Raw genomic sequence first — 13,404 nt, forward strand, 5'->3', positions numbered from 1 at the left:
GAAAGTAAAATGGAAGCACATAACCTTCAGGAATATTACACATTCACCAAAGGTATCATGTACCTCTTGATGGGTGGAGCACTGGTTGGAGTGACCCTGTTCTGGCAGTTCCTCATGGGTGGAAAAGCCTACCGTGATGAAAACAAAAAGAACTACGGCGACCACCATTAAGCGCTAGACGAGGAGAAACAAAATGTACGAACTTCTGACCGGGCCTTTGCTCTGGCTGGTTTTTGCAATCAGCTTCGGCGGCCTGCTGGTACGCGTAGTGCTCTACTTCAAGGGCCTGAGCCAACAGCTCGACCGCGTGGCATATAAAGCCCATCTGTCCTACGGACTTAAAGGTGCGTTCAATTCAATAATCAGCTGGCTCAACCCTGTGGGCGCACGCGCATGGAGAAAAAAGCCCGGCTATACCTTTATATTCTTTGCATTCCACATCGGACTGCTCGCAACCCCCATCTTCCTTGCAGCACACAACATTATGTTGCAGGAAAATCTGGGTTTCAGCCTGCCGCAGATGCCCGCGTTCTTCGCGGATCTGCTCTCATGGACTGTAATTGTGGCCTGTGTTGCAATCATCCTGCGCCGCATTGCACTCCCGGAAGTAAGAATCCTCACCACAGCATATGACTATCTGCTGCTGGTGATCACCGTAGCTCCCTTTGTAACCGGCCTCATCGCCCGTTACCAGATGGGTGACTACCAGTTCTGGCTGCTGGCCCACATCATAACTGGAGAAATCTGGTTGCTGTGCCTGCCTTTCACCAAACTCAGCCACTGCGTGCTCTTCTTCTGTTCCCGTGCTCAGCTCGGAATGGATTACGGCATCAAACGCGGCGGCCTGAAAGGCTCCACCTTCTCCTGGTAACAGGAAACAACACAGCCAACAGGAGAAAGAAAATGCCTCAAGGTGAACTTTGTAACAGACAGCCGATTGTAACTGATGAGCAGCTCAAGCTGACTCTCTCAGATAAGAGCGGCAAGAAATATTACGCTGAAATGCTAGAGCTGGATGTGGATACCAATGCTTTGTGGGCCACTATCCAGAAAACCATGAAGGCCAGACTCAAAACCTGGCTCGAAATCTGTGCCCATTGCGGCATGTGTGCGGACAGCTGTTTCCTCTATCAGGTTAACGACTGTGTGCCCGAGCAGGTTCCTTCATATAAGATCCAGTCCACCCTCGGACATATCGTCAAGAAGAAAGGACAGGTGGACAACGAGTTCATGCGTCATTGCATGAAAGTCGCTTGGTCCCAGTGCACCTGCTGTAACCGCTGCGGCATGTACTGCCCGCACGGCATCGACATGGGTGTAATGTTCTCCTACCTGCGCGGACTCCTTTACTCTCAGGGCTTTGTACCCTGGGAACTGAAGATCGGTTCCGGTATGCACCGCGTATACCGCGCTCAGATGGACGTAACCACCGAGGACTGGGTTGAAACATGTGAATGGATGGCTGAAGAGACCGAGGAAGAATGGCCAGGTCTGACCATCCCGGTTGATAAGCAAGATGCTGAAATCATGTACACTTGTAACGCCCGTGAACCCAAGCACTACCCGGAAGATCTCGCTGAAGCAGCGGTACTCTTTCATGTGGCAGGAACAAACTGGACCGTGCCTTCCGAAGGCTGGGAACAGACCTCTCTGTCCATGTTCGCCGGTGACTGGGAATGCTGCAAGGACAATGTTAACCACGTATACGACGCCATTGAGCGACTCAACCCGGCCCGGGTAACCGGAACCGAGTGTGGTCACGCCCACCGCGCCACCGTCATCGAAGGCCCCTACTGGGCCGGACGTGAAGACGGACTGCCGCCCAAGCCTTACATTCACTACGTTGAATGGCTGGCTGAAGCACTGCGCGAAGGCAAGCTCAAAATTGACCCCGCAAAACGCATCAAAGAGCCTGTAACTCTTCAGGACTCTTGCAACTACGTGCGTAACCAGGGTCTCAAGGATGTAACCCGCGAAATCATCAGCTATATTGTTGAGCCGGGCTACTTCGTTGAAATGGCACCCAACAAGGAACACAACTACTGCTGCGGCGGCGGTGGCGGATTCAACGGAATCGGCATGTACCGTGAGCAGCGTAACGTGGCCCTGCGCAAGAAGATGGACCAGATCCTCGATACCGGTTGTAAACTGGTCATCGCGCCCTGCCATAACTGCTGGGACGCCATCCGTGACCTTGAAGAGGAATACGAAATCGGCATCCGCTGGTCTTTCCTCAAGCCTCTGATTATCGGTATGCTCGATATTCCTGAAGGCATGCGTGTCGAATGGTAGTAACGCCCGTCTCCTTGACTGGTGATCTGATATTGTCCGCAACGAACGAGGTGTCACATGTTTAAGAAAATCCTTTTGGCGACCACCGGCTCCCCCGCGAGCTTCGGTGCCGCCCGCGTAGCCTTCGACATGGCGAAACGCTACGGTTCCGAAGTAACCATCTTCCATGTTGTGGGAGTGCCTACCAAGGCATTCTCCCACGTTGTCAACGACGTGCGTACCGGCGAAGAGGTTGAGATTGACGAAGAATATCTCGCCTGGGTCGAAGAAGAACTCAAGACCACCTTTGCCAAACAGTTCGAAGGAGCTGACAACGCCAAGATCGTACTGACAACCGGTGTACCCGCCCGCGAAATCCTTCGCGAAGCCCGCAAGGCCGACAGCGACCTCGTGGTTATGGCTGCAAGCTCCGGCGAGAATGCATCCTTCCACAAGGGTTACCCCGGCTCCACCTTGCAGAAAGTGGCTAAAGCCGCACGCTGCCCGGTCCTTTCAGTACACCGTGAATCCGCATCCTACTGGGGCGGGTTCTCCAACATCCTTTTTGGTACCGACTTCTCCAAGCAGGCTGAGAGCGCATTTAAATTCGCTCTGTCCACAGCCCGCGAACTCGACTGCGACCTGACTATCTTCCATGCCCTGGATATCAGCGGCAAGGTTCTGGACCAGAATGAAATCGAGGAAAACCTGATCATTGCCCGCAAGCGGATCAGAGAAGCCTACGTCCCGCTCATGGGCGATTTCAAGAACTATGATATCGAAGTATGGGAAGGAACTCCCTACGTCGAGATCGTCAAGCTCGCCCGTGAAAAAAGCGTGGACCTTGTATGCCTCGCCCATCACACCAACGAACTTGATCCGGAAAGAGCACGTATCGGTTCTACTGTCGAACAGGTCATCTTAAGGGCAAACTGCCCGGTGGTCAGCGTCAGCAAGCCCGATAAAGTTTAGGCGTAAGCATAACTGAATCGAATTGATCGGCATTCCGGCAGCCGGACACCTTCAGGCTGCCGGAATAACGAAGGGGAAAGATTCAACAGGAGGAGTTATTATGTCCAAGAAGATTTTAATTATAGATGACGATCAGGATATCCGCTCATATTTGGGCGATCTTTTCGGCGATAACGGTTATGAAACTGTTATGGCTGAAGATGGAGCAGTTGCAATGGAAGTTGCTGAAAACGAAAAGCCTGATCTGATTACCCTTGATCTTGAAATGCCGGGCGAGTGGGGGCCAAGATTTTACCGCAAGCTTTCTCAGAGTGAAGAGCTCAAGAGAACTCCGGTAATTGTTATCAGCGGCCTTCAGGCTAACAAGTACGCAATTCCCAAGGCAATAGCCACACTGACAAAGCCCTTCGATGCCGAAGAGCTGCTCAGGATTGTGAAAGACACAATCGGCTAAAGGGAATCCATATCGGGGCCGGTCAGCGGGTAATCGCTGGCCGGCCGATTTTTTAACTTGAAAGAGTGCGGAAGTACGGTGTAGGCTTTTCTCCATGGGAACTTCATAACTCCCTAAAATAGCTACATAGGTGACAAGCATGCCCAAAAAAATAATGGTAGTGGATGATGACCCGTACATTGTGGACTACCTCGTAAACGTATTCGAGGATCACGGATACCTTACCTGCCGCGCTTCAGACGGACTTTCTGCCTATGATGTTGCCATAGCGGAAAATCCCGACCTGATCACGCTTGATCTGGAAATGCCCAATGAATGGGGGCCGCGATTTTACCGCAGGTTGACTCTGGAAGAGCAGTTTTCTGAAATTCCGGTAATTGTTATCAGCGGACTTCCCGGTATTCATATGGCTATCAAGCGTGCGGTCGCCACGATCAAAAAGCCTTTTGACCCTACTGAAGTCATTGAAATTGTGCGAAAAGCACTTGGTGAAACCGACGGAGACGACTAGGTCCCCGCGACATGACTCTGATCCGGTCAGAGCTGCCCTGCGCTTCCTGAGGTGTGCGATGAGTAAAAATAAGTTGCTGCTGGTTGATGATGAGGAAGGTATCCGCCGTTTTCTGGGACTTACCCTCATGGATCTGGGTTATGAAGTGGAGACCGCCGAAAACGGTGAGACCGCATTAAAACTTATCGAAAAAACTGCTCCGGCTGTTATCCTTACTGATATCAAAATGCCGCGCATGGACGGAATAGAACTGCTCAAAGCCGTAAAATCCGATTATCCGCACATTGAAGTGATCATGCTCACCGGACACGGCGACCTTGATCTCGCCATTGAATCCCTCAAATCCGATGCTGCTGATTTCATCACCAAGCCCATTGATGATGAAGTGCTTGAAATTTCCCTGAGCAGGGTCATGGAAAAAATCCAGCTCAAAGATCAGGTCCGCGAGTACACCGAGAACCTTGAGCGTCTGGTGGAAGAGAAGACCCAGCGAATCATTGCACTCGAACGCCAGAACGCTGCCTGTCAGGTTGTGGAAGGATTGAGTGAAGCACTTTCCAGCGCGGCCCACGAGGTTGAGACCGGAAGCGGACTCTTCAACGAACTGCCCTGCCTTGTTTCCATCCACAATCGCTATCTGGAAATTGTCGCTGCCAACGAACTGCTTAAAGACCGCCTAGGTGAAGTGGTCGGCATGAACAGTTTTGATATTTACTCTGACCGTGAATCCGCAGGCAATGCCTGCCCGGTTCAGCTTACTTTCAAAACCGGCAAAGGGCAGCGCAGCAAGGAAACGTTCATCGGCAAAGAGGGCGAAGAAATACCGGTGACTGTTTACACCGCCCCCATTCCCAACAAAGACGGCGACATTGAACTGGTCCTCGACATCTCCGTGGATATGACCGAACTCAAACGCCTCAATGATGAACTGCTTGAAACCCAGTATAAATTTCAACGTCTCTTCGACGAAGCTCCCTGTTATATTTCCGTCCAGAACCCGGACTACACCATTGCCGAGGTCAACCGCCGTTTCAAGGAAGATTTTGCCGAACCTTTAGGTGCCACCTGCTACTCTTCATACAAACATCGCGATAATCCTTGCGATGAATGCCCCGTACAACGCACTTTCAAAGACGGGGAAACCCACCAGACCGAAACTGTGGTCACCACCAGAAACGGTGAGCAGAAAAACATGCTGGTCTGGTCCGCCCCCATCCGCAATGCCTACGGCGAGATCAAACAAGTAATGGAGATGTCCACTGACATTACAGAAATCCGCCGCTTACAGGACCACCTGACCTCGCTGGGATTCATGCTCGGCTCCATGTCTCATGGGGTTAAAGGAATGCTAACCGCTCTTGACGGGGGTATCTACCGCCTTGAGTCCGGCCTGCGTAAAAATGATCAGGAACGGGTAACCGAGGCCGCAGCAGTGCTGAAGAATGTTGTGGGCCGGGTCAAAAAAATGGTGCTGGACATCCTTTACTATGCCAAATCCCGTGAAATAGAAGTAGAATCCGTACCGGCAGGACATTTTTTACAGGACACAGCCGCGCTGATAGTTCCCAAAGCTGTCGCAGCCGATGTGGAGTATGAAATCGACATTCCTGAAGAAATGGGAGATATAGAAATCGACCCCAGCTCCATGTCTGCTGCCATAGTCAATTTTCTTGAAAACGGAGTGGATGCCTGCGAACCGAAACTTCCGGGCAAAGACTACCGGATCAGCATCAACGGGCGCGATCTCGGTGACAAAATAGAATTGACCATCAGCGACAACGGTGCCGGAATGGACCGGGAGACAAAGGAAAAAATATTTACCCTCTTTTTCTCCTCAAAAGGAAAACGGGGAACAGGAATAGGTCTCTTCATTTCCAACCAGACCATAGAACAGCACGGCGGCAGCATTACAGTTGAATCCGAACCAAAACAAGGCACAACCTTCACTATCCATTTGCCACGCAAAGCCGAGCGCAAGAAACAACCTCCGGCCTGCCCCTGTGCATAGCACGCAGCAGACCCCGGCTTTCAATCTTGTCTGCATCCTGTTATAAGAACGGAATAACCTATAGGATATTCTAATAATTTTAACTAAATACGATTAAAATTCATGAAACTTACCACCCGTTCAAGATACGGAGCACGACTGCTGCTCGACATAGCCCTGCATTCAGAACACGGCCCGGTCCCTAGTAAAGACTCAGCCCGCAGGGAAGATATTTCCCTAAAATATCTGGAAAAAATACTCAAAATACTCAAAGAAGCAGGGTACATTAAAGGGAAACGCGGTCCCAATGGCGGCAACGTGCTGACCATGACCCCCGAAGAAATTTCTCTGGGCAAACTAACCGAAGCTCTGGAAGGCGAAGACAAAATCCTTGATTGCGAAGGCGATGTGACCACCTGCCCCCGTGCTGCGGTCTGTCTGCGTCGCTCCATCTGGGATGATGCCAATCAGGCCATGTACAAAATGCTCGATTCTTACACTCTTGCCGACCTGATCAAAGACGCCCGCCTATGTCCCATGGATAGGCCGGAATAGCCCAAAACCATTACACGGCAGGATGTTGAGTGTTCAATAAATACCGCCACACCCTGATCATGAAAATGATCCTTTCCGGAGGAATCACCCTGCTTTTAAGCGTGATCCTCTGGACAAGCTTCAATGTGGTTTTCTTTAAGAAAAATGTCACCGGCAATATCCAATCCGATATTGCCATGCTTTCCGACACGGTACTGCTGAGCCTGCATCACGCCATGATGCTCGACTCCAAAGAGTTCATTCAAAATGACATCAACAACATCAGCAGGCAGGGAGAAATCAAATCCATCCGGGTTATCAACAAAAAAGGACGGATCATATATTCCAATGACCCGGATGAAATCAATAATGTCATAGACATTGAAAGCCCGCCCTGCTGGAACTGCCACCGGCACGATACTCCCCCTGCTACCATGAGCCTTGAACAGCGCAGCCGTTTTAAGACTATGAACGGGAAAGAATTCATGGGGATTATGACGCCTATCCCCAACTCTAAAGGATGCGCCCCCGGTCCCTGTCATGTTCATTCCGTTGACGAAAAACTTCTCGGCCTGCTGGACCTTGAGATTTCCACGGAAAAGAAAAACTCCATGCTGGCTACCTTTGAAAAAGCCAACTTCGGCATCGCCATGGTGGTCTTTATCGCCACCTTCGGGGCATTGTTCGTATTTGCTTACAATTTCATTTTCAAACCAATCAGGAAGTTGATCAAAGCCACGCGTGAGCTTGGTTCGGCACAAGATTTCATAGAAATCCAACTGGCCCAGACCGATGAAATAGGAACCCTCGCTGACGCCTTCAACATGATGGGCAGGCAGGTGCAGGAAAAACACCGCGCCCTGCTGGAACAAAAAGAAGAATACCGAGACCTTTTCGACAATGTCCCCTGTCTCGTAAGCGTGGTGGATCTCAATTTCAAGGTTATCCGCCACAACAAGGCTTACGAAAAACATTTCGGCAAGCCGCGCGGCCGGCAGTGTTACCAGATCAACAAAGACCGGGACAGCAAATGCGAAGAGTGCCCCGTAGAAAGGACTTTTTTCGACCTGACTCCGCACATGAGTGAGGAATCCGGCCTCTCAAAAGACGGAAACCCCATCCACTGGATAGTCTACACCTCCCCCATCAAGGACCGGGAGGGCAAGATTGTAGCTGCCATGGAAATGATGCTCGACATTACCCGGCGTAAAGAACTTGAGGAAAGCCTTGCCGCTTCGGAACAGCGCTACCACGCAATTTTCGACTCTATCCCCGAAGCTGTATTTGTGCTTAATGCCGATGATCTGACCATCCTCAACTGCAACGATCCGGTGGAAGAAATATACGGCTATTCCCGTGATATGATTCAGGGCAGTTCGTTCCTGCGCCTGTTTCGTGATGAGGAGCATACCGACTACGATCATCTGCTTAAAGCTAAGCAGGAAATCGGCCCTTGCTCACAGCTAACCAGATCAGGCAAGACTATCTACGCCTTACTCAGGATTTCCCCGGCGGAATTTGACGGCAACCGGACCCTGATTGTTACTTGCAGTGATGTTACCCAGAAGCTTGAAGCAGAACAGCAACTGATTCAGGCCAGTAAGATGAGCACTCTTGGTGAAATGGCCTCCGGTGTTGCCCACGAACTGAACCAGCCCCTCGCCATCCTCAAGACCATCAGCAACCTGCTTATGCGTAAGGTTTCGCGGGACCAGCAGATTGAGCCCAAAATCCTGCGCGAAATGGCTGAAGGTGTGGACACCCACGTTAACCGGGCCAGCAAGATCATTGAGCACATGCGCGAATTCGGGCGTAAGTCAGACATGAAGACTATGCCCGTGCAGATGAACGATGTCCTGCGTCGCGGCTTTGATTTCTTCAGCAGGCAGTTGACCCTGCGCAACATCCATGTGGAATGGAACCTGAACAGTCACCTTCCGATAATCATGGCTGATTCCAACCGTCTTGAACAGGTAGTTATCAACCTGCTCATCAATGCCCGCGATGCCATAGAAGAACGCTGGAAGGATGCCGTGCCTCTTGCCGACAACAAAAAAATATACATTTCCACTCATTTCACGGATGAGCATATCAGCGTTGAAATTTGCGATACCGGCCCGGGCATACCCGACCCCATTCAAGCCCGCCTTTTTGAACCCTTCTTCACCACCAAGGATGTGGGCAAGGGAACAGGGCTTGGCCTTTCGATATCTTATGGTATAATCAAGGACTACAACGGCACCATCAGCGCATCGACCAAGCAGGATCTAGGTGCCTGCTTCACCATCACTTTTCCGCTCGGAGACATTGAGAGTTGATGCGCTACGGGAAGAATTTAGTTGCGCTACGCGCTTTTGGATTAAAATAATTTCGCCTCCGGCGGCCAGAAGGGCTAAGTCCCTCTGGACTCCCTATTGGTTTTAAGCTCATTAATCTTAAGCAACCAGCCATTTTTATAAAAAGGTCATACACATGGAAATCATAAACTTCGTCATCAATTTCATCACCGCCATGAGCCTCGGCGAACAGCTCTCTATTGCTACCGGGCTTATATACATTTTTTTGAGTGTGCGTCAGAATCCGCTTTGCTGGCCTTTCGGCATTGTAAGTGTAGGGATCTGGATGTTCATTGTCTTTCAGGGCAAACTTTATTCTGACGCTTTCCTGCAATTCGTCTATGTCGTGCTCGGCTTTTACGGCTGGTACCAATGGCTGCGCGGCGGCAAAGACAGCACCCCGCTTAAAGTCCAGCGCGTAGACCGCAAACTGGCCATTCGACTTGGTGCTATCGGCCTTATCGCCTTTATCCCCACCGGCTACCTCATGGAAAATTATCTTGAGGCTTCCTTTCCGTGGTGGGACGCCCTGACCACTATTCTCTCCCTTATCGCCCAGTATCTGCTGGCCAAAAAATATATGGAAAACTGGCTGCTCTGGATTACCGCCGATATCATGTATATTGGAATTTACTATGCTAAAGGCTGGGTCGGCTACAGCGGACTCATGGGTGTTTACACCGCCATGGCTGTACTCGGATTCATAAGCTGGCTGAAATCCTACCGCGCCGACCGGGAGCGTGAATGTTTCTCCGTGTAGTACTCAGCGGGTCTGAGTGCACCGGTAAAAGCTCTCTCGCCGCCAGACTGGCAGAACATTACAAAGTGGAATTCGTACCCGAATACCTGCGTGAATATTTTGAAATGAAAAACGGTCATCTGACCGTGGATGATGTAATCCCCATTGCCCGAGGACAACTGCGTTTAGAATCTGGAGCGGCGGCAAAAGGATACAACCCGCTAATCTGCGATACGGACATCATTTCATCCATTGTCTATGCCAAACATTATTTTAACGAATGTCCCGGATGGCTTGATAATAAGCTGAAAGAACTTGGGCCGAGCTTCTACCTGCTCTGCGACATTGATATCCAGTGGCAGGCAGACGGACAGCGGGACATGCCCCAACAACGCGAATACATGCAGGGCCTATTCGTAAAAGAGTTGAACAACCGCAACATTCCCTATCACATCATAAACGGTTCGCTGCCTCAAAGAACAGTAGAATCGATACGGCTGATTGATGAAGCCCTTGCTGCATCAGCAAAATAAAGTTGTTTTGCATACTCTACAGTTACAGGGATATTAATATCGACTGCATCTGACAAATCCTGAAGCATCACCAAAGAAACAAACATTCAATCGCAAAAACAATCACAACGCCCCTATTATGCTACACAAAACACTCAGCATTGATTGAATGATCAAATCCAATCCCAACACATAGCAAAACCACCAATTTTCAGCACCCATATTTGCGCATTCGTTAATTCTGCAATAACCAAATCCTTGATCTTGGACGAGATTTATGTAAGGTAAGTCAGGTTTTATAAGAATGAGAAAAAAGGAGTATTGAATGCGCCAAAAACTATTGATTGTTCTTGCTATTGTGGCTTGCTTTGCCTTCGGAGCAACCATGGCCCATGCAGAAAAACTGACCCTCGGCCTGAAAGGTGAACCCACCTCTCTCGACCCTCATTTCCATAACGTATCAGCCAACAACATGCAGTCCCTGTATGTTTTTGATAAACTGGTCCGTCAGGATAACAGACAGAAACTCGAGCCCGGCCTGGCTCTTTCCTGGAAGCCTGTTTCCGACAAAGTATGGGAATTCAAACTCCGTGAAGGCGTAAAATTTCACGATGGTTCCCCGTTCACTGCTGAAGACGTAAAATTCACCATTGAACGCATCCCCAATGTACCCAACAGTCCTTCTTCTTTCACCGGATTTGTTTCCAACATTCAGAAGATCGACATTGTTGACCCCACTACCATCCGCTTCACCACTGAAGCACCTGCTCCGCTTCTTCCCCGTCAGATGGCGGCTTTCCCCATCATCTCCAAGAAGAACGCAGAAGGTGCCGCAACTGAAGATTTCAACTCCGGCAAAGCCTGTATCGGTACCGGCCCCTACATGCTCGTCAAGTGGGACCGTGGTGACAAAATCACCTACAAGCGCAACGATAACTACTGGGGCGAAAAAATGCCTTGGGAAAAAATCATCGTTCGCCCCATCACCAACGACGGTACCCGTGTTGCTGCACTTAAATCCGGCGATGTGGACATGATCAACTTCGTGCCCCCGGCAGATGTTGACGGTCTGGCTGATAACAAAAAGCTGACCCTTTCCGAATCTCCCTCCACCCGTCTGATCTACCTGCACCTTGATACCGACCGTGATGATTCTCCCACTGTTTCCGGTAACAACGGCGAAAAAATAAAGAACCCCCTGAAAGACTTCCGTGTGCGTAAAGCCATCTCCAAAGCTATCAATCGCCGCGCCATCGCCGGCCGCATCATGGACGGCCTTGCAGTACCCGCAAGCCAGATGGTTCCCGACGGATACGAAGGCACCAGCACCCGCCTCAAGCCTGAAGCGTATGATCCCAAAGGAGCTAAAGCTCTGCTTGCTGCCGCCGGATACCCCGAAGGTTTCAAACTGGTCATCCACGGCCCCAACGACCGTTACGTGAACGATGCAGACATCGCTCAGGCCATCGCCCAGATGCTGACCAAGATCGGTATCAAAACTGAAGTTAACACCATGCCTAAGAGTGTATACTTCGGTCGCGCTTCCAAACTTGAGTTCAGCTTCATGCTCGTAGGCTGGGCAACTGACACCGGTGAACAGTCCAACTGCATCGGCGCGCTGCTGCATACCTATGATAAAGAAAAGGGCTTCGGTTCTTCCAACCGTGGTCGCTACTCCAACCCCGATCTTGACGCTACCCTTGAAAAGGCTCTGGTCACCGTTGATCCTGCAAAGCACAACGAGCTGATCATCAAGGCCACTGAAATGGGTATCGGCGATCTCGGCATCGTTCCCATCCACTATCAGGTGAACGTATGGGGTTCCAAGAAGGGTCTTGCGTACAACGGCCGCACCGACGGTTACACTCTGCCCAGAGATATCAAAGTCACTAAATAAGACGCTCACACAATTAGATTAATCAAAAGGGGCGTACTTTGTACGCCCCTTTCAGACTGTCGATAAAGCGCCATCTGCGGCGTTGCTGCAAAAAACACTGAAACTCACGTATGTTTGATACGCTTCGTTCCAGTGTTTTTCTTGCGCCTTACATCTGACACTTTCTCGAAAGTCTGCCATCATGTTTTTTTTAATCTTTCACTGGAGCAAAATTTATGCTCGCATTTTTGATAAGAAGAATTTCACAATCCATCGTCGTTCTGCTGGTCATGTCCGTACTGGTTTTCGGCGGTGTATTCTGTATCGGGAACCCGGTGGATATCCTCATCGCTCCCGACGCCACCCCGGCGGAAAGGGACCGCGCCATCAAAGAACTTGGTCTGGACAAGCCCCTGCCTGAACAATACATGCGCTTCCTCAAAGACGCCGTGCAGGGTGATCTGGGTAACTCCTTTGTATACAACGAGCCAGCCCTCAAACTGATCATGCAGCGCATGCCCGCAACCATGGAACTGGCTGTAACCGCCATGCTCATGGCCGTATTTTTCGGAATCCCGCTAGGGATGATCGCCGGGATAAAATCCGACACCCTGCTCGGGCGAAGTATCATGCGTTTCTCCATACTGGGCTTCAGTCTACCTACATTCTGGGTCGGGCTGATGTTCATCATCATTTTCTCGGTTTATCTGGGCTGGCTGCCCTCGGGAGGACGTGGGGAAACAGTGGAGCTGCTGGGAGTTCCGGTAAGTTTCCTTTCATGGGACGGAATACGCCATCTGATTCTCCCGGCCATGAACCTCGCCCTGTTCAAGACCTCGCTGGCCATCCGGCTCAGCCGGGCCGGGGTGCAGGAAAACATCCAGATGGATTACGTTAAGTTCGCCCGCGCCAAGGGACTGACCAATACCCGCATTATCGGGTTGCATGTCATGAAGAACATCATGATCCCGGTCGTAACCGTTCTCGGTATGGAATTCGGCGGACTGATCGCTTTTGCGGTTGTCACCGAGACTATTTTCTCATGGCCCGGCATGGGTAAGCTGGTCATCGACTCCATCGGAGTTCTAGACCGTCCGGTTATCGTGGCTTACCTGCTCATTACCGTGACCATGTTTATCATCATCAACCTCATCGTTGATATCATCTACTCCATTCTGGACCCCCGAGTCCGCTTGGGCGACCAGAATTAGG

Annotated in this window: 13 protein-coding genes; all 13 read left to right on the plus strand. The window is 50.6% G+C overall.

Annotated features, from left to right (window positions below; genetic code table 11):
* The first annotated feature begins 9 nt into the window (after nt 1-9).
* The 13 genes from hmcD to FMS18_RS09640 all read left to right on the plus strand — a co-directional run bounded on the left by hmcD (nt 10) and on the right by FMS18_RS09640 (nt 13,403).
* Nucleotides 10-171, plus strand: coding sequence for a sulfate respiration complex protein HmcD (gene hmcD, locus FMS18_RS09580; RefSeq protein WP_136673849.1), 162 nt, complete (start codon nt 10-12; stop codon nt 169-171).
* Nucleotides 172-193: 22 nt separating this feature from the next.
* Nucleotides 194-871: a sulfate respiration complex protein HmcE gene (gene hmcE, locus FMS18_RS09585; protein ID WP_136673848.1), complete on the plus strand. Its 678-nt coding sequence runs from the start codon at nt 194-196 to the stop codon at nt 869-871.
* A 32-nt stretch (nt 872-903) separates the two neighbouring features.
* Nucleotides 904-2,292 carry a sulfate respiration complex iron-sulfur protein HmcF gene (gene hmcF / locus FMS18_RS09590; protein ID WP_163293864.1) on the plus strand — a complete coding sequence of 463 codons (1,389 nt, stop codon included), beginning with the start codon at nt 904-906 and terminating at the stop codon, nt 2,290-2,292.
* A gap of 57 nt (nt 2,293-2,349) precedes the next feature.
* Nucleotides 2,350-3,243 carry a universal stress protein gene (locus FMS18_RS09595; protein ID WP_163293866.1) on the plus strand — a complete coding sequence of 298 codons (894 nt, stop codon included), beginning with the start codon at nt 2,350-2,352 and terminating at the stop codon, nt 3,241-3,243.
* Between the two features lie 100 nt (nt 3,244-3,343).
* Nucleotides 3,344-3,697 carry a DVU0259 family response regulator domain-containing protein gene (divK, locus tag FMS18_RS09600; protein WP_163293868.1) on the plus strand — a complete coding sequence of 118 codons (354 nt, stop codon included), beginning with the start codon at nt 3,344-3,346 and terminating at the stop codon, nt 3,695-3,697.
* A gap of 139 nt (nt 3,698-3,836) precedes the next feature.
* Nucleotides 3,837-4,208 carry a DVU0259 family response regulator domain-containing protein gene (gene divK / locus FMS18_RS09605; RefSeq protein WP_163293870.1) on the plus strand — a complete coding sequence of 124 codons (372 nt, stop codon included), beginning with the start codon at nt 3,837-3,839 and terminating at the stop codon, nt 4,206-4,208.
* A gap of 58 nt (nt 4,209-4,266) precedes the next feature.
* Nucleotides 4,267-6,216: a response regulator gene (locus FMS18_RS09610; RefSeq protein ID WP_163293872.1), complete on the plus strand. Its 1,950-nt coding sequence runs from the start codon at nt 4,267-4,269 to the stop codon at nt 6,214-6,216.
* Nucleotides 6,217-6,318: 102 nt separating this feature from the next.
* Nucleotides 6,319-6,750 (plus strand): Rrf2 family transcriptional regulator, encoded by a 432-nt coding sequence (locus FMS18_RS09615; RefSeq protein WP_163293874.1) that lies wholly within the window; start codon nt 6,319-6,321, stop codon nt 6,748-6,750.
* A 29-nt stretch (nt 6,751-6,779) separates the two neighbouring features.
* Nucleotides 6,780-9,047 carry a PAS domain S-box protein gene (locus tag FMS18_RS09620; RefSeq protein WP_163293876.1) on the plus strand — a complete coding sequence of 756 codons (2,268 nt, stop codon included), beginning with the start codon at nt 6,780-6,782 and terminating at the stop codon, nt 9,045-9,047.
* Between the two features lie 154 nt (nt 9,048-9,201).
* Nucleotides 9,202-9,825 (plus strand): nicotinamide riboside transporter PnuC, encoded by a 624-nt coding sequence (gene pnuC, locus FMS18_RS09625; protein ID WP_163293878.1) that lies wholly within the window; start codon nt 9,202-9,204, stop codon nt 9,823-9,825.
* A complete protein-coding gene (locus FMS18_RS09630; protein WP_163293880.1) occupies nt 9,810-10,337 on the plus strand; it encodes an AAA family ATPase in 528 nt (175 codons plus the stop codon). Before pnuC ends, FMS18_RS09630 begins: the two co-directional genes overlap by 16 nt.
* 304 nt (nt 10,338-10,641) lie before the next feature.
* Nucleotides 10,642-12,213, plus strand: coding sequence for an ABC transporter substrate-binding protein (locus tag FMS18_RS09635; protein WP_163293882.1), 1,572 nt, complete (start codon nt 10,642-10,644; stop codon nt 12,211-12,213).
* A gap of 215 nt (nt 12,214-12,428) precedes the next feature.
* Nucleotides 12,429-13,403 carry an ABC transporter permease gene (locus FMS18_RS09640; protein ID WP_163293884.1) on the plus strand — a complete coding sequence of 325 codons (975 nt, stop codon included), beginning with the start codon at nt 12,429-12,431 and terminating at the stop codon, nt 13,401-13,403.
* Nucleotide 13,404: the final 1 nt, after the last annotated feature.

Source organism: Desulfovibrio sp. JC022 (assembly GCF_010470665.1).
GTDB lineage: Bacteria > Desulfobacterota > Desulfovibrionia > Desulfovibrionales > Desulfovibrionaceae > Maridesulfovibrio.

Coding starts and splice junctions, on each gene's coding strand:
- FMS18_RS09610 (WP_163293872.1), top strand. CDS start 4,267: ATGAGTAAAAATAAGTTGCTGCTGGTTGATGATGAGGAAGGTATCCGC.
- hmcF (WP_163293864.1), top strand. CDS start 904: ATGCCTCAAGGTGAACTTTGTAACAGACAGCCGATTGTAACTGATGAG.
- FMS18_RS09615 (WP_163293874.1), top strand. CDS start 6,319: ATGAAACTTACCACCCGTTCAAGATACGGAGCACGACTGCTGCTCGAC.
- divK (WP_163293868.1), top strand. CDS start 3,344: ATGTCCAAGAAGATTTTAATTATAGATGACGATCAGGATATCCGCTCA.
- FMS18_RS09630 (WP_163293880.1), top strand. CDS start 9,810: ATGTTTCTCCGTGTAGTACTCAGCGGGTCTGAGTGCACCGGTAAAAGC.
- FMS18_RS09595 (WP_163293866.1), top strand. CDS start 2,350: ATGTTTAAGAAAATCCTTTTGGCGACCACCGGCTCCCCCGCGAGCTTC.
- FMS18_RS09640 (WP_163293884.1), top strand. CDS start 12,429: ATGCTCGCATTTTTGATAAGAAGAATTTCACAATCCATCGTCGTTCTG.
- hmcD (WP_136673849.1), top strand. CDS start 10: ATGGAAGCACATAACCTTCAGGAATATTACACATTCACCAAAGGTATC.
- hmcE (WP_136673848.1), top strand. CDS start 194: ATGTACGAACTTCTGACCGGGCCTTTGCTCTGGCTGGTTTTTGCAATC.
- divK (WP_163293870.1), top strand. CDS start 3,837: ATGCCCAAAAAAATAATGGTAGTGGATGATGACCCGTACATTGTGGAC.
- pnuC (WP_163293878.1), top strand. CDS start 9,202: ATGGAAATCATAAACTTCGTCATCAATTTCATCACCGCCATGAGCCTC.
- FMS18_RS09635 (WP_163293882.1), top strand. CDS start 10,642: ATGCGCCAAAAACTATTGATTGTTCTTGCTATTGTGGCTTGCTTTGCC.